Origin of the sequence: Desulfosarcina widdelii (assembly GCF_009688965.1) — a bacterium.
Taxonomy (GTDB): Bacteria; Desulfobacterota; Desulfobacteria; order Desulfobacterales; family Desulfosarcinaceae; genus Desulfosarcina; species Desulfosarcina widdelii.
Genome location: NZ_AP021875.1, coordinates 2,977,391 through 2,992,656, shown reverse-complemented (window position 1 = coordinate 2,992,656; position 15,266 = coordinate 2,977,391). Strand labels below are relative to the sequence as shown.

Here is a 15,266-nt window from a genome sequence, read left to right as displayed (position 1 = left end):
ATGCTCAACTTATTGAAGATTTTTTGCGGCGCCATCGACAGCACCAACGAGGCGGTGGGACGCATCGTCTCCTGGGTCAGCCTGCTGCTGGTGCTGGTGGTTTTCGTGGATGTGGTCATGCGGTATCTGTTCAAGACCAGTTTTGTCTTCACCCAGGAACTGGAATGGCACCTGTTCGCGTTCATTTTTCTCATCGGTGCCGGCTACACCTTGCTCCACGACGGCCATGTGCGGGTGGACATCATCTACCAGCGTCTGAGCATCAAAGGACGCGCCTGGGTCAATCTGATCGGCGTGATTCTCTTTCTGATCCCGGGCTGCTGGCTGGTGATCGCCACTTCCTGGAAATTCGTGGGCAATTCCTTTTCCATGCTGGAGGGCTCTCCGGATCCGGGGGGCATCCCTTACCGCTTTATCGTTAAAGGAACCATGACCGTGGGGTATGCCCTTTTGCTGCTTCAGGGCCTTTCCATGGGACTGCATGCTCTGCTGCAGGTACTGGGGGTGGAAACGGGTGAGGAGGAGAACGCCTGATGGAATATTTGCCCGCGTGGATGTTTCTGGCCCTGACAATCCTGCTGATGGCCGGTTTTCCGGTCACCTTCACCCTGATGGGGACGGCCATGTGCTTCGGCCTCATCGGCTTCGGCTGGTCTTTTTTCGATCTGTTGCCCCTTCGTATCTGGGGCGTGATGACTAACGTCACGCTAATTGCCGTACCCCTGTTTGTTTTCATGGGGGTCATGCTGGAGCGCTCCGGCCTGGCAGAGGAACTGCTGGACACCATGGGAGTCCTGTTCGGCCGCCTTCGGGGCGGGTTGGCCATCTCCGTGGTGGTTGTGGGCGCCCTGCTGGGGGCGTCCACCGGCATCGTGGGGGCCACGGTGGTCACCATGGGCCTGCTGGCCGTGCCCACCATGCTTCGCAGAGGATATCAGAAAGAGCTGGCAACGGGCACGGTTTCCGCCTCTGGTACCCTGGGTCAGATCATTCCTCCCAGCATTGTACTAGTGCTCATCGGCGATATCGTCGGGGTTTCCGTCGGAGAATTGTTCATGGGGGCGGTCCTACCCGGCATGCTGCTGGTTGGGCTGTTTGTTTTTTACATAGCCATCGTCTCCTGGCTGAAGCCCAAATGGGCGCCGGCCATCCCCAAGGCCGAACTGGATGCCATCTCCCGCGGTCAGCTGGCAGCCCGGGTGGGCCGAGCCCTGTTCCCGCCCCTGTTTCTCATGGTGGCCGTGCTGGGGTCGATTTTCGCCGGCATCGCCTCGCCCACGGAGGCGGCGGCCGTGGGCGCGGTGGGAGCCACCCTGCTCACCCTGGCCAATCGTAAATTTTCCATGAAAATCCTCCGTGAGGTGATGCAGACCACCGTGCGGCTGACTTGCATGGTGTTCATCATTCTTTGCGGCGCCGCGCTTTTCGGGCTGGTTTTCCGCGGCTTGGGCGGCGACGGCCTAGTGCGCGAATTTCTCGGCGGCTTGGCCCACAAGTACAGCCACGGCATGGTCCTGGCCATCGTCATGGGGTTGATTTTCGTGATCGGCTTCTTTCTGGACTTTATCGAGATCACCTTTATCCATGTGCCCGTGCTGGCGCCCATCATGATCGAATTCGGATACGATCCGGTCTGGTTCTGCATTTTGATCGCCGTCAATCTGCAAACCTCGTTCATGACACCGCCTTTCGGGTTTTCCCTGTTTTATCTGAAGGCGGTGACGCCGCCCGAAATCACCACCGGACACATCTACCGGGGGATCATCCCCTTTGTCATCGTTCAGATCATCGGTCTGTCCATCGTGGTCCTGTTCCCCCAACTGGCCACTTGGCTGCCGAAAGTCGTGTTCGGACAGTAAACTCATTTGGTGCCGTTTCCATCATTCCATTTCTTAACCCCAAGGAGGAGGATACAGCGATGAAGAGAAGAGATTTTCTGAAAAAGGCAGGGGTCGGCGCGGCAGCAGCGGCAGCAGCAACGGCTGGTGTTATCGGTTGCTCGAAAAAAGAAGAACCGGAAAAAAAGGCCCAAGCGCCGGCCGCGGTAACGAAAAAGACCTACAACTGGAAAATGGTCACCACCTGGCCGCCTAAACTGCCCGTGCTGCAAGACGGCTGCGAGCGCCTGGCCAAACGGATCGAGGAGCTTTCCGACGGCCGGATCAAAATCCAGGTGTTCGCCGCCGGCGAGCTTGTTCCCGCGCTGGAAAGCTTCCAGGCGGTATCCGACGGCACCGTGGAAGTGGGCAGCGGCGCGTCCTATTACTGGGCTGGAAAAGAGCCGGCCACCCAATGGTTCGCGGCGGTGCCTTTTGGTCTGAACGGCCAGGGCATGAGCGCCTGGTTCCACGGCGGCGACGGGTTGAAACTGTGGGAAGAGACTTACGCCCCCTTCAACCTCGTGCCGCGCCCCGGCGGTTCCACCGGCGTCCAGATGGGCGGCTGGTTCAACAAGAAGATCGAAACCATTGACGACTTTAAAGGCCTCAAGATGAGAATTCCGGGCCTGGGCGGCAAGGTGCTGGCCAAAGCCGGCGGTACGGTGGTACTGCTGCCCGGCGGCGAGATCTTCACCTCCCTGGAGCGCGGCGTGATCGACGCCACCGAGTGGGTGGGCCCCCTGCATGACCTGCGCATGGGCTTTTACGAGGCGGCCAAATACTACTACTATCCCGGCTGGCACGAACCGGGCACCTACCTGGAGTACTTTTTCAACAAAAAGGTGTACGACGAACTGCCTGCGGATCTCAAGCACATCATCGATGCCGCCTGCGTCGAGACCGAACACTGGGTCCTGGCCCAGTTCGAGGCCCGCAACGGCCAGGCCCTGCAGACCCTGATCAATGACAAGAACGCCCAATTGATCCAGTTCCCCGACCAGGTGCTGGCGGACCTGCGCAAAATGGCAGACGAGGTGGTGGCCGAGGAAGCCGCCAAAACGCCGATTGCCACCAAGGTTAACAACGCCTTCAAAGACTTCCAGAAAGTGGTTGGCACCTGGGGCACGGTATCGGAAAAGGCTTACTACGATATCATCCAGCCCAAGTTTTCCCTGAAGGGCTAAGCGGTAGGTTCAAGCTTCCGAAGAGAAAATTCAACAACCGATCGGCTCCGGCGGCATGCCGGAGCCGATTGTTGTTTACGGGCCTTGTCGTACCTGCATCAATACGCTTGTCTGTGTGATGCTCAGGTGCAGGGGTGAAAGATTTTTCGAACTTGCGACAGAGTAATAATGCGGTTTCCTTGTTACCGGGCTGGTCATGGTTGGCACGTTCGGATAACCGTGTTATAAAGCATACGATTTTTGTTTTTGTAAAGGTGTTGTGGCTTTAAAGATAAGCCATGGTGACGGACAATGAAGCCCAACCCGGATATTGTGCATGTTTTTAATTTGTAAAAGATAGCAGTGCTGAAATGATCAATAAAATCGCGACAACTGCAATGAACCAGCAACCTGATCGGAAACAGAGACGATTTCCCCGCCGGGCGGCCTATATCATCGCCCGCTACACCGTCAAGGAGGGAACCTTCCGGGATATCATCAAGAATATCGGGGCGACGGGAATTTTTGTCAACACCACAAGGGGCGTTGCCTCGGGGCAGCCCATCGAACTCGAATTTCCGGTATTCGAATTCGAAAACCAGATTCGGGTGAAAGGAACGGTGTCCCGCAGCAGTCAGAAGGGATTTTCCGTGGTCTTCGACCAACCCATCCAGGGCCTGATCTGCAAGGAAGGACATTTTCCCGAAATCGTCCATGAAAGTGACCGGTGACGCCTCACGGTTGAATCTGCGCCGACTGTGCCCGAACCGCCGATTCCGCCTTGCCCTTTTGAGCGGTGCCTTGATCGCCGCGGATGCGACAATACCGAACACCCCATGATCGACCACCGGAAACAGATTGGCCGGATCAGAAGCCGGCTGAAGGAAGTCATGCACGCCGACGCCATCTTATTGCGTCGGGAGTTGGACCGCCTAGTGCGCAGCCAAAAAAAGACGTCGGAGGCCGCCTTCGAAGGCCGGCTCGACGATCTGGCTGCGCACATCTGCGCGGCTGTCGATAAACGTCGCCGCCGTTTTGAGGATGTCCCCCGCTTTTCCGATCTGCCCCACCTGCCCATTACCGGCGCCAAAGAAGCCATCGTCGAAAGCATCCGCAACCACCCGGTTACCATTGTTTCCGGCGAGACCGGGTCGGGAAAAACCACCCAGATTCCCAAGTTCTGCCTGGCTGCCGGCCGCGGCATCGACGGCAAGATCGCCTGCACCCAGCCCCGGCGCATTGCCGCCACGACGGTGGCGGCCCGCATCGCCGAGGAACTGGGCGAGGAATTGGGCCGCTCGGTCGGCTACAAGATCCGCTTTCAGGACAACACCTCTCCGGAGGCGTACATCAAGGTGGTCACCGACGGCATCCTGCTGGCCGAAACCCAGGGCGACGCCTGGCTCAACGAATACGATACCATCATTGTGGACGAGGCCCACGAGCGCAGCCTGAACATCGACTTCGTGCTGGGCATTCTCAAGCAGCTGGTCCACAAACGCAGCAACCTGAAGCTGATTATCACCTCGGCGACCATCGATACCGAGAAATTCTCCAAAGCCTTCGACGATGCGCCGGTGATCGAGGTCTCCGGACGGATGTATCCTGTGGAAACCCGCTATTTCTACTCCGATGACGAGGATCGGGAAAAGGAGGAGGGAACGCCGGTGGAGGCGGCGGTGGCGGCCGTGGACGAGCTGGTGGCGCGCCGCACACGGGGCGACATTCTGGTTTTCATGCCCACCGAACAGGATATCCGCGAAACCTGCGACCTGCTGGCCGGGCGCGATCTTCCGCGAACCGTGATCCTGCCCCTGTTCGCCCGGCTCAGCGCCGGTGAACAGCACCGCGTATTCGCGGGCACCGCCGCCCGCAAGATCGTCGTGGCCACCAACGTGGCCGAGACTTCCATCACCATTCCGGGAATCAAGTATGTGGTGGATACCGGGCTGGCGCGTATTTCCCGTTACGTGCCCCGATCGCGCACCACCGCGCTGCCGGTGGTGCCCGTCTCGCGAAGCAGCGCCGACCAGCGCAAAGGCCGCTGCGGTCGGGTGCAAAACGGTGTTTGCATCCGCCTGTTCAGCGAAGAGGACTACCTCAACCGGCCCCTGTTTACCCAACCTGAGATCCTGCGGTCGAATCTGGCCGAGGTCATTCTGCGCATGATCGCCCTCAAGCTCGGCGACATCGATCGGTTTCCCTTCATCGACCGGCCTGCGGAAAAGAGCGTGCGGGACGGATTCAACCTGCTGCTGGAGCTGGGCGCCATCGTTGGCAGGGAAAAGGCCCGCGGCGGCAGCGCCTACCGGCTGACGGAAAACGGCCGCACCATGGCGCGCCTGCCCATCGACCCGCGATTGTCCCGCATGCTCATCGAAGCCCGCAAGGAAGCGTGCCTGGGGCCCGTCGTGATCATTGCAGCCGCCCTCAGCATCCAGGATGTCCGCGAGCGGCCCCTGGAAAAAGAAGCCCTGGCCGACCAGGCCCATCGTCCCTTTGTGGATTCCCAGTCCGATTTTATGACCATCCTCAACATCTGGCGGGCGCTGCACCACGGCCCCGAACGACCGCGCAGCACCGGCGCGTTGAGAAAATACTGCCGCAAGCATTACCTTTCCTTCCGGCGGGTGCGGGAATGGCGGGATATCCACCGCCAGATCGCCGACGCCTTAAAAGAGCAGGGCTTCGGCGAAAGCCGGACCAAAGGCGACCCATTAATGGGCCTTCTGACGGCCAGTCCGGAGCGCAACCAAGCCTTTCATCCGCTGTATGCCGCCATTCACCGCTGCATTCTCAGCGGATTTCTTTCCAGTATCGCCATGCAAAAGGAGAAAGTCTTCTACCGGGCGGCCGGGGACCGGGAGGTGATGCTCTTTCCCGGATCGGGTCTGTTCAAAAATCCGGGCGGTTGGATCGTGGCGGCGGAGATGGTGGAGACCTCGCGCCTGTTTGCCCGCCAGGCGGCAGTGATTGACGTGGCTTGGCTGGAGCCGCTGGGCGGCGATCTGTGCCGCAAAAGCTGGTCCGATCCCCACTGGGAGAAAAATCGCGGCCAGGTGGTGGCCAAAGAGCAAGTGACCCTGTTTGGTCTGCCTATCGTTGTCGACCGACGGGTGCCCTTCGGCCGTATCGATCCCGACCGGGCTGTGGATATTTTTATCCGCAGCGCCCTGTTGGAAGGCGATGTCAAAAAGCCGCCGGCGTTTTTACGCCACAATCTCGCCCTGGTAGAGTCAGTGCACGGCATGGAAGACCGCATCCGGCGCAGAGACATCCTGGTGGACGACGAGGTGCTGGTGGATTTTTACAAGCAGCGGCTTGTCGGCATAGCGGACCTGCGGAGCCTCAACCACCTGATCCGCAAAAAGGACGGCGACCGTTTTTTGCGCCTGGACCGGGAAATGCTGGTTCGCTACCGGCCCGATGGCGCCGAACTGGACCGCTTTCCCCGCAAGCTGGATCTGGGCCACCGCGTCTTGAACTGCGATTATGTTTTCGATCCGGGCCATGCGGCCGACGGGGTGACCTTGACCGTTCCAGCCGAGGCCACGGGGGAGGTGCCTCGCCAGCGGTTGGACTGGGTGGTGCCGGGACTGCTGGAGGAGAAGATTACCACCCTGATTAAGGGACTGCCCAAGGCCCATCGGGTGCGCCTGGTACCGGTGGCCGAAACGGTTCAGATCATTCTCGATGAGATGCCCAAAGGAGAGGAGAGCCTGCCCACGGCATTGAGCCGTTTTCTCTTCCGGCGGCTGAAAGTGGATATCCCTGCCTCGGCATGGTCCGTGGACGCGCTGCCCGACCATCTGAAGCTGCGTCTGGCCATCACCGATGCCAAGGGGCGGGTGGTGGCCAGCGGAAGGGACGAGGCGCTGCTGGACCGTGAGGCTTCCGATTCCGCTTTGCCCAGGGGCATGAAAGCGCTGAAGCGAAAATGGGAACGGAAGAACATCGCCGAATGGGATTTCGGAGATCTGCCCGAGGTTCTTTACGATGACCGCCGCAAGGATGCCGGCTGGCGATTGGTTCCCCGGCTGGCGGTCGAGGACGATGGGATTGCCCTGCGGTTATTTACCGATGCGGATGAGGCCCGGCAGTCCCACCGGGAAGGGGTCGCAGCCCTGCTCGCCCGTTATTTTGCCGAAGACCTGAAATTTTTGAAAAAAAACCTGAAACTGCCTGACCTGCTCAAGCGCCAGACCGTCTATTTCGGCGGGCTGGCGGTCATCGAGAAACAGCTGTTTACCTGTGTTTCCCGGGAACTGTTCGCCAAATCCATTTTTACCCGTGCAGCATTCGAAGCCTGCCTGGAAGAACTGGCCCGCGGGCGGATTCATCAGTGCGGCCAGGAACTGAGACAGGCCGTCATCGCCGTTGTGGAGGCGCACCATGAAGCCCAGTGTCGCATCCTGGACGTGGAGAAAAAGCGCATCGCCGCACCGGTGGTGGGGCAGTTTCTGCAAGCCCGGAAAGGCGAACTGGGCCGCCTGGTGCCAGAGAACTTTGTGCTGCTGTATGACCGGCAGCGCCTTTTCCATCTGGTGCGCTACCTGAATGCCGCATGTATTCGGGTCCAGCGGGGAATCGTCGACCTGGAAAAGGACCGCTCCCGCCAGGCCACGGTAGAACCTTTCGTAGAAGCCTTGAACCGGATGCTCACCGCAATGGATGCAAGCACCTCCACGGAAAAAAGGGTCCAGGTGGAGGAATTTTTCTGGATGATCGAAGAGTTCAAGGTTTCGGTGTTCGCCCAGGAGGTGGGCACCGACGGCCCGATATCGGCCAAACGGCTGATAAAGCAGATCGGCGAGATTGAACGGATGATTTGAAATGAAAGCGGCACCGTTTGGCCGTCGATCTTCCGTGGTTTCCGGCCAGCGTCTCCTCGCCCCTTGAGGAAGCCAGGGTCAATACTGTAGACTTGAGCAACTTTGATGGTTTCGCAAAAAATCGGAAATCGCAAGTTGCCGTCATTCCGGCGTAGGCCGGAATCCAGTCATTTTAGTGTGTTCTGGATGCCGGATCAGGTCCGGCATGACGAAACCGGCACCCTTTACGAACTCACCAATCTTGATATTCTAAAAGCACTTGTTTTCGTTATGTTGCCAAAATTCGCGTTTTGGTTGATTCGCTTAAGTCAACAGCATTGAGGGCCAGGGTGAGGGGTGATAAAAAAGTGCTTTTTAAAATGTGGTTATCCTGGCGACCACTCAGATCCTAATTGTCTTCGTTGGAGATGAACCCCTATGAGTGCCCATTTACCCGATACCCGTTCAAAGATCCTCAAAGAAGGGCTGAGCGCCGGCTGGCCGATCTGCCTGGGGTATCTGCCCATCGGCATGGCCTTCGGCGTGCTGGCCCAGAAGGCGGGGCTGACCCCGTTTCAAATTGGCCTGATGTCCATCCTGGTCTTTGCCGGCAGCGCCCAATTCATTGCCGTGGCCATGCTGAGTGTCGGGGCCTCGGCCGTTGCCATCGTTACCACCACCTTTGTGGTAAATCTGCGCCACGTGCTGATGAGTTCGGCTCTGGCCGTCTACCTGCGCGCCGCCCATCGAGGCCTGCTGGCGCTGTTCGCCTACGGCGTGACAGACGAAAGCTTTGCCGTCAATCTGCCGCAATTCCACGCCCGCACCTGGGACATGCCCCGGGCCCTGGTGGTCAACCATTCCGCCAACCTGGTCTGGCTTTTCAGCACCGTTTCCGGCGGCATCGGCGGCCGCTTTATTCCCGAAGGCGCCCTGGGCATCGACTATGCTCTGATTGCCATGTTCATCTGCCTGCTGATCTTCCAGATCAGAAAGCGGATTCACCTGCTTACGGCCATGATCGCCGGATTGACGGCCGTTGTTCTGGCGCTGCTGATACCGGGCAACAGCTATATCGTCATCGCTTCCGTCATTGCCGCCACCCTGGGCGTCCTGGTTCAACGCAAAACCAAGAGGAGGCGTCGCAACCATGGCTGATTATCTGCTGCTCCTGGTGGGCATGGGGCTGGTGACCTACCTGCCCCGCTGGCTGCCCCTGCACTATCTTTCGCGCCGATCCCTGCCGGAATGGTTCGTTCAGTGGCTGGAACTGATCCCGGCGGCCATTCTCAGCGCGCTGCTGCTGCCGGCCCTGATCCTCGACAACGATCCCAGAACCCTTGACTTGCTGCGGCCGGAGTTGTGGGTGGCCATCCCGACGTTCGCTTTTGCCTGGTGGAAACGGTCTCTGGGTGGAACGGTGGTCGTGGGGATGCTGCTGTTCTGGCTGGCAGGGAAGATCGACCCGCAGTGGCTGCCCTGGATTTCGTGAAACGGGAGGCTTGTCGGCTGGTCTATTTCGATTTCTTAATGATCGGAGAAAAATATGACGACATTGGATGAAAAGTTTAGGGCTCTTGAGGCAGACAATGCTCCTGGTCAAGAGGTTCGACAAGAAACAAGCAACCTGAATAAAATTATGCGAGGTGAAAAATATACCGGGATCCCGGTTGATTTCTCGCATGGGGACGTAGATGCTTTTCCGCCAACGCCCGGTTCATCAGAAGCGTGGAAGAATGGCTTTGATAAAGGTGGGCAGCAAGCGTACACTGAATATCGCGGTGCGGCTCAAATCCGGGAAAGCCTTGCCGAGCGCCTTGGCACATTCACAGGCAGCCCCATTTCGGCGGACAGAGAATTGATCATAACACCCGGTACGCAAGGTGCGCTGTTTTTGGCGCTCGGCGCTACAGTCACTACTGGGACGAAAGTTGCCGTGGTTGAGCCCGACTATTTTGCCAACCGCAAACTTGTTAAGTTCTTCGGCGGTGAAATTGTTCCTATTCCTCTCCATTACCAGGGAACGCCATCTGAAAATGGCCCCGATCTTAATCGAATTGAAGATGCATTTAAAAGCGGCACGAAGGTATTGGTCTTTTCGACACCAAACAATCCCACAGGTCTGGTATATTCAAGCAACTCAATCGCTGAAATTTCAACACTCGCAGCAACACATAATGTGACCTTAATTGTGGATCAACTGTACTCCCGGATGCTTTACAGTGGTGAGGTTTATACACATCTTCGCGCTTGTGATATACAACCTGAAAATATCATTACCATTATGGGCCCTTCGAAGACTGAGTCTCTCAGCGGGTTTCGTCTTGGAACTGCATTCGGTACTGCCAGATTAATAGAGAGAATGGAGCGCCTTCAAGCAATTGTTACTCTACGTGCGGCAGGGTACAATCAGGCCGTTCTTGATACTTGGTTTCAGGAGCCGGCAGGCTGGATGCAAAAACGTATTCGTGAACATGAAGCAATACGCGATGAATTACTAAAAATTTTCAGGGCTGCTGATTTTTGGACCGCCACGCCACAAGCCGGGAGTTATCTCTTTCCGCAATTGCCGCCCCTTGATGTTGGATCAAATACGTTTGTACGACTGCTTCGCCGTCAGGCAGGTGTAACGGTTACGCCTGGAACAGAATTCGCGCCGGGTTATAATGACAGCATCCGGCTAAACTTTTCACAGGACCACGCGGCAGCAGTCGCGGCAGCAGTGCGGATCGTTAAAATGGTGGGGGTTTACCGTAAATGAGCCAGAATATGGAACAGCCTATACCGCTCTTGCCCCTCCCCACGGTTAGAAAATGAGGCGATAGCCGGTCCATACATCGCGATTTGCAAAACCGGTGGTTTCTGTTTTCATTTGCGACTATTGCCACAGGATTCATATCGGCCTGCCAGCAGATCGTAGTAGAGCGCATCTTCGTCCCTACCCCGCTTGCGGCATCCCTGAGCATAGATGGCGCACTTGGTTTTCAGCATGCCAACGGACGCTTCCTCCTGGCTTGGGGAAAGGCATCCGCGGTCCAGCAGGTTGCAGATGGATCGGATGCGGTACTTGTCCAGTTCGGGCATGCGGGAAAGCTGGTCGGCATGGCCGCCGCGTTTGATGATCAGGGGTGTGTCGATCAGGTGGACCGGATGCTTCCAGGCGATGCGCAGCCACAGGTCGTAGTCTTCGCAGGCGGTCAGGCTTTCGTCGAAAAGGCCCACCTCGCCGAGAAGCGATTTTCTCATCATCACCGCCGAAGGGCTCACCAGGCACATTGCCAGACTTCTCTCGAAGATGTCGCCCGCCTCCTTGCGATGGCGTTTGCCCGGGTTGACGCGAACCCCGTTGCGAATCCAGATCTCTTCGGTCTGGCAGATCAGCGCTTCGGGATGGGCCTCGAAATAGTCGACCTGGGCGCGCAGTTTGCCGGGCAGCCAGAGATCGTCCGAATCCAGCAGGGCGATCAGTGTTCCGGCAGCCGCCCGGATGCCGGCGTTGCGGGCCGAACTCACGCCGCGGTTCTCCTGCCGTATAAGGCGCAGACGGTTTTGGTAGGCGGAAAGCATTCGAACCGTCGCGTCGGTGGAGCCGTCGTCGACGACAATCAGTTCGGTGTTGCCGTACTCCTGATCCAGCACGGAATCGACGGCATCCTTGAGCATGCCGTTTCGGTTAAAGGTCGGAATGATGACGCTGACCATGGGTGCGGTGTTGCTCATGGCGCTTACCATACCCGTGGATGAATCCGGGTGCAAGCCAAACCGCCGAAAGGGTTGGCCCAGACTGACCTTGCCAGGTCTCGGTCGCCGTACTTGCTGCCTTTTTGGGTCCCCGATTAAAGGTAACGAGTTTTAAGATCCGAATTTTTGCTCTGATGTAGTGTAGGAGAGCGGTTCATCCGCGCCCGGTTAGCAAAGACGGGGATAAACCCCGCCACTACACTTATGCAACACACAGAAAAACGGTTTCGAAATCCGTATCGTCGCAGGCATGATCGTGAAAAGCAGATAATAAATCCAAATGCGGTCACCCCGCGGTTACCCGGGTCCCCGATTGACGCTTCGGAGCAATTCAGCTATAAATCAGTGAATATCCCGCCTTGACAGTCTGTTTTCCGTGTGTGCCTTTTGCAGGTGGTTCGATCTGGAGCGACATTGCCGCCGATTTCGAGTGCCGATGCCCGTTGACGTTGTGGCCCGCCAATATGTGCCGATGCCTGAAGGCGGAGCATTTATCCGATGGCAACCCATACAACAGGAGGACTGACATGGCTTCCCCCTCACAGTGCACCAACCTTTTGGACTGCGCCCTGTACTGGGAACGGGACGCGGCCGACCGCATCTGCTTCACCCAGCCCATGGGCGGCGGCGACGCCAATTTGCGCACCTGGACCTGGGCCCAGGCCGTCGACGAGGCCCGCCGGGTGGCCGCCTACCTGAAAGGCCTCGACCTGCCGCTGCGCAGCAGCATTGCCCTGTGCTCCAAGAACTGCGCCTACTGGTTGATGGCGGATCTGGCCATCTGGATGGCCGGCCACGTCAGCGTACCGATTTACCCCATTCTTACCGCGGATATCGTAAACTACACCCTGGAGCACTCCGAGGCCAGGCTGTTGTTCGTTGGCAAGCTCGACCCGGTCTGGGAGGAAATGAAAAAAGGCGTCCCGGCTGACCTGAAGACCGTGTCCTTCCCCCTGGCCCCGGAAAACGGCCAAGAGCAATGGGAATCCATCGTCGCGGCACATTCCCCCCTGAAGGACGTCGCCGAATGCCCGCCCGATGAAACCGCCACCATCATTTACACGTCAGGCAGCACCGGCAAGCCCAAGGGAGCCATGATCTCCTTTGGGGCCATGTACCGCAGCGGAAGGGGACTTAGCGAGTATTTGAATACGACTCCCGAAGACCGCACCCTCTCCTATCTGCCCCTGGCCCATGCCATGGAACGCTTCGTGGGCCAGGCCCACTACCTGTATACCGGCTTCCAGCAATTTTTCGCCGAGTCCCTGGACACTTTCGTTCAGGATCTGCAGCGGGCGCGGCCGACAATGTTCGCTTCGGTGCCGCGGCTGTGGCTCAAGTTCCAGTTGGGAGTGTTCGAGAAGGTCCCGCCGGCCAGGCTGGATCGACTCCTGAAAATCCCCATTCTCAGCGGCATGGTGAAAAAGAAGATCCTCCGGCAGTTGGGGCTGGATCAGGTGCGCGTGGCCGCCTCCGGATCGGCGCCCATTCCCAAGGAGGTCATCGCCTGGTATCGTCGCCTGGGCCTTGAACTGCTGGAAGGCTATGGCATGACGGAGAACTTCTCCTATTCCCACATCGGTCGGCCCGGCAGGATCCGACCCGGTTACGTGGGCAATCCCTATCCCGACGTGGAGCACCGCATCAGCCCGGAAGGGGAGATCCTCGTCAAAAGCCCCGGCACCATGAAAGGGTATTTCAAAATGCCCGAAAAAAACGAACACATCTTTACCGAGGACGGGTTTTTCCGTACCGGCGACCTGGGGGAAATCGATGAGATGGGGCGGCTGAAAATCACCGGCCGGGCCAAAGAGCTGTTCAAGACCTCCAAGGGCAAATACGTGGCCCCGGCGCCCATCGAGAACCAACTGGCCAGCAGTCACCTGGTGGAAGCCTGCTACGTCACCGGCAGCGGCTATCATCAGGCCCACGCCGTGGTCATGCTCAGCGAGGAGGCGCGCCAGAAGGCAAATGGAGAGACCCGGGGCATCCTGGCCAATGAACTGGCAACCCTGCTTGGCGACGTCAATCGTGGCCTGCCGCCCTTCGAGCAGATAGCCTTTCTGGCAGTGGCCAAGGATGACTGGACCGTGGAAAACGGCTTTCTGACCCCGACCCTCAAAATTAAACGCCGGGTGCTGGACGCCACCTACGGTCCCCTGGCGGAATCCTGGTATGCCATGAATGCGCCGGTAGTCTGGCAGGAGGCGGCGTGAAGCCGCGCAACACATGCAAGCACAGAGAAAAGCTACGGAATAGGCGATCAGGGGTTTCGCAAGGCCAAGTGCGGCTACCCTGGCCAGCATAGGGCCATTGGTTGACAGAGAACTTCTTTTGCTTTATTTATAAACAGTTATTCATCTACTGTATTGTACACGGCTGAGAATCCCCGATGCCAGCCGAACGGTTACGCTGACCAGGGCGGGATAAACCGCCCACCCTTTATTCCACTCAACGGTTTTGCCAGGTGTAAAACCGGTTTTCAGCAGTGTTCAATGGTTGCCGGACAAATTGCACTCGGCACCTTATCAAGATGGTTGCAGCCCGATTTTCCGGAGAAAGGAGGGGAATCTTTTTCTTTTAACCCGGCCGACTTCGGCCCATTTTTTTATACTCGATTGACCTATTGGAGGAGGATTTCATGAAAAAGCTTTCTATACTTGCACTGTTTGTCGCGCTGACCTTTGTTTTTGGAACCGCTCCGGCTGATGTTCAGGCCAAAACCACCTTCGTTACCATCGGCACCGGCGGTATCACCGGCGTCTATTATCCCACTGGTGGCGCCATCGCCAAGATGGTTAACGCCAAACGCAAGGAATACGGTATCCGCGCCACTGTTGAATCCACCGGCGGTTCGGTTTTCAACATCAATGCCATCATGGCCGGCGATCTCGAATTCGGCGTAGCCCAGTCTGACCGCCAATACCAGGCTGTCAAGGGGATTGCCGACTGGAAAGACAAGGGTCCCCAAAAAGACCTGCGGGCCGTTTTCTCCATCCATCCCGAGACGGTTGACCTGATTGCCGCAGTCGATTCGGGCATCAACACCATTCAGGATCTGAAAGGCAAGCGCGTTAACATCGGCAATGTCGGCTCCGGCTACCGCAAGAACGCCATCGATGCCCTGGAGGCCAACGGGCTTGATTACGAAAAAGACTTTCACGCTGAGAGTCTGAAAGCCGCCGAAGCGCCCGGTCTGATCCAGGACGGCCGCATCGACGCCGCCTTCTACACCGTAGGTCATCCCAGCGGCTACTACAAGGAAGCCACCGCCGGCGCCCGCAAGGTAAAGTTCATCGCCATTCCCAATGCGGACAAGCTGGTCGCCAAATACCCCTACTATGCAGCCGCCAAAACCCTGATGTCCAACTATCCAGGCGCCGCCAACACCGAGGATGCGGTTGAAACCTTCGGCGTCAAGGCCACCTTCGTCACTTCCGCCAAGGTTCCCGATGAAGTCGTCTACGCCATCACCAAGGAAGTCTTCGACAACTTCGACAAATTCAAGAAGCTGCACCCGGCCTATGCCGGTCTGACCAAAGAGGACATGCTGGCCGGTCTTTCCGCGCCGATTCATCCAGGCGCCATGAAGTATTACAAAGAGGTCGGTTTAAAATAGTTCGTTGTTTCATACGTCTTACCTGTTGCGGTTCCATGCCCCGGCTATGCGG

11 protein-coding genes are annotated in these 15,266 nt (G+C 57.9%); 10 read left to right on the top strand and 1 reads right to left on the bottom strand.

What is annotated here, in order from left to right:
• The 8 genes from GN111_RS14065 (at position 1) to GN111_RS14030 (ending at position 10,615) form a co-directional block, all read left to right on the top strand.
• Positions 1–534 carry a TRAP transporter small permease subunit gene (locus tag GN111_RS14065; RefSeq protein ID WP_155304355.1) on the top strand — a complete coding sequence of 178 codons (534 nt, stop codon included), beginning with the start codon at positions 1–3 and terminating at the stop codon, positions 532–534.
• Positions 534–1,859 carry a TRAP transporter large permease gene (locus GN111_RS14060; protein WP_155304354.1) on the top strand — a complete coding sequence of 442 codons (1,326 nt, stop codon included), beginning with the start codon at positions 534–536 and terminating at the stop codon, positions 1,857–1,859. The genes GN111_RS14065 and GN111_RS14060 overlap by 1 nt, the downstream gene beginning before the upstream one ends.
• Before the next feature lie 59 nt (positions 1,860–1,918).
• The gene (locus tag GN111_RS14055; protein ID WP_155304353.1) at positions 1,919–3,064 is read left to right on the top strand and encodes a TRAP transporter substrate-binding protein; all 1,146 of its coding nucleotides are present in this window, start codon (positions 1,919–1,921) and stop codon (positions 3,062–3,064) included.
• Positions 3,065–3,414: 350 nt separating this feature from the next.
• On the top strand, positions 3,415–3,774 hold the full coding sequence (locus GN111_RS14050; RefSeq protein ID WP_155304352.1) for a PilZ domain-containing protein: 360 nt from the start codon (positions 3,415–3,417) through the stop codon (positions 3,772–3,774).
• A gap of 105 nt (positions 3,775–3,879) precedes the next feature.
• A complete protein-coding gene (hrpA, locus tag GN111_RS14045; protein WP_155304351.1) occupies positions 3,880–7,875 on the top strand; it encodes an ATP-dependent RNA helicase HrpA in 3,996 nt (1,331 codons plus the stop codon).
• Between the two features lie 417 nt (positions 7,876–8,292).
• Complete coding sequence (locus tag GN111_RS14040; RefSeq protein WP_155304350.1) at positions 8,293–9,012, top strand: AzlC family ABC transporter permease; 720 nt, start codon at positions 8,293–8,295, stop codon at positions 9,010–9,012.
• Complete coding sequence (locus tag GN111_RS14035; protein ID WP_155304349.1) at positions 9,005–9,346, top strand: AzlD domain-containing protein; 342 nt, start codon at positions 9,005–9,007, stop codon at positions 9,344–9,346. Before GN111_RS14040 ends, GN111_RS14035 begins: the two co-directional genes overlap by 8 nt.
• A 54-nt stretch (positions 9,347–9,400) precedes the next feature.
• On the top strand, positions 9,401–10,615 hold the full coding sequence (locus GN111_RS14030) for a pyridoxal phosphate-dependent aminotransferase (RefSeq protein WP_155304348.1): 1,215 nt from the start codon (positions 9,401–9,403) through the stop codon (positions 10,613–10,615).
• Positions 10,616–10,722: 107 nt separating this feature from the next.
• Here GN111_RS14030 and GN111_RS14025 read toward each other — a convergent pair whose 3' ends face one another.
• Entirely contained in the window at positions 10,723–11,574 is an 852-nt protein-coding gene (locus GN111_RS14025) for a glycosyltransferase family 2 protein (RefSeq protein ID WP_155304347.1), read from the bottom strand.
• 548 nt (positions 11,575–12,122) lie between these two features.
• Here GN111_RS14025 and GN111_RS14020 point away from each other — a divergent pair.
• Both GN111_RS14020 and GN111_RS14015 read left to right on the top strand, forming a co-directional pair.
• Positions 12,123–13,811, top strand: a complete 1,689-nt coding sequence (locus GN111_RS14020; RefSeq protein ID WP_155304346.1) for an AMP-binding protein — start codon at positions 12,123–12,125, stop codon at positions 13,809–13,811.
• A 425-nt stretch (positions 13,812–14,236) separates the two neighbouring features.
• Positions 14,237–15,214, top strand: a complete 978-nt coding sequence (locus tag GN111_RS14015; RefSeq protein WP_155304345.1) for a TAXI family TRAP transporter solute-binding subunit — start codon at positions 14,237–14,239, stop codon at positions 15,212–15,214.
• Positions 15,215–15,266: the final 52 nt, after the last annotated feature.

What these genes read in the sequence shown, in the direction of transcription:
- GN111_RS14065 (WP_155304355.1), top strand. Translation starts at nt 1, where the DNA reads ATGCTCAACTTATTGAAGATTTTTTGCGGCGCCATCGACAGCACCAAC.
- GN111_RS14060 (WP_155304354.1), top strand. Translation starts at nt 534, where the DNA reads ATGGAATATTTGCCCGCGTGGATGTTTCTGGCCCTGACAATCCTGCTG.
- GN111_RS14055 (WP_155304353.1), top strand. Translation starts at nt 1,919, where the DNA reads ATGAAGAGAAGAGATTTTCTGAAAAAGGCAGGGGTCGGCGCGGCAGCA.
- GN111_RS14050 (WP_155304352.1), top strand. Translation starts at nt 3,415, where the DNA reads ATGATCAATAAAATCGCGACAACTGCAATGAACCAGCAACCTGATCGG.
- hrpA (WP_155304351.1), top strand. Translation starts at nt 3,880, where the DNA reads ATGATCGACCACCGGAAACAGATTGGCCGGATCAGAAGCCGGCTGAAG.
- GN111_RS14040 (WP_155304350.1), top strand. Translation starts at nt 8,293, where the DNA reads ATGAGTGCCCATTTACCCGATACCCGTTCAAAGATCCTCAAAGAAGGG.
- GN111_RS14035 (WP_155304349.1), top strand. Translation starts at nt 9,005, where the DNA reads ATGGCTGATTATCTGCTGCTCCTGGTGGGCATGGGGCTGGTGACCTAC.
- GN111_RS14030 (WP_155304348.1), top strand. Translation starts at nt 9,401, where the DNA reads ATGACGACATTGGATGAAAAGTTTAGGGCTCTTGAGGCAGACAATGCT.
- GN111_RS14025 (WP_155304347.1), bottom strand. Translation starts at nt 11,574, where the DNA reads ATGAGCAACACCGCACCCATGGTCAGCGTCATCATTCCGACCTTTAAC.
- GN111_RS14020 (WP_155304346.1), top strand. Translation starts at nt 12,123, where the DNA reads ATGGCTTCCCCCTCACAGTGCACCAACCTTTTGGACTGCGCCCTGTAC.
- GN111_RS14015 (WP_155304345.1), top strand. Translation starts at nt 14,237, where the DNA reads ATGAAAAAGCTTTCTATACTTGCACTGTTTGTCGCGCTGACCTTTGTT.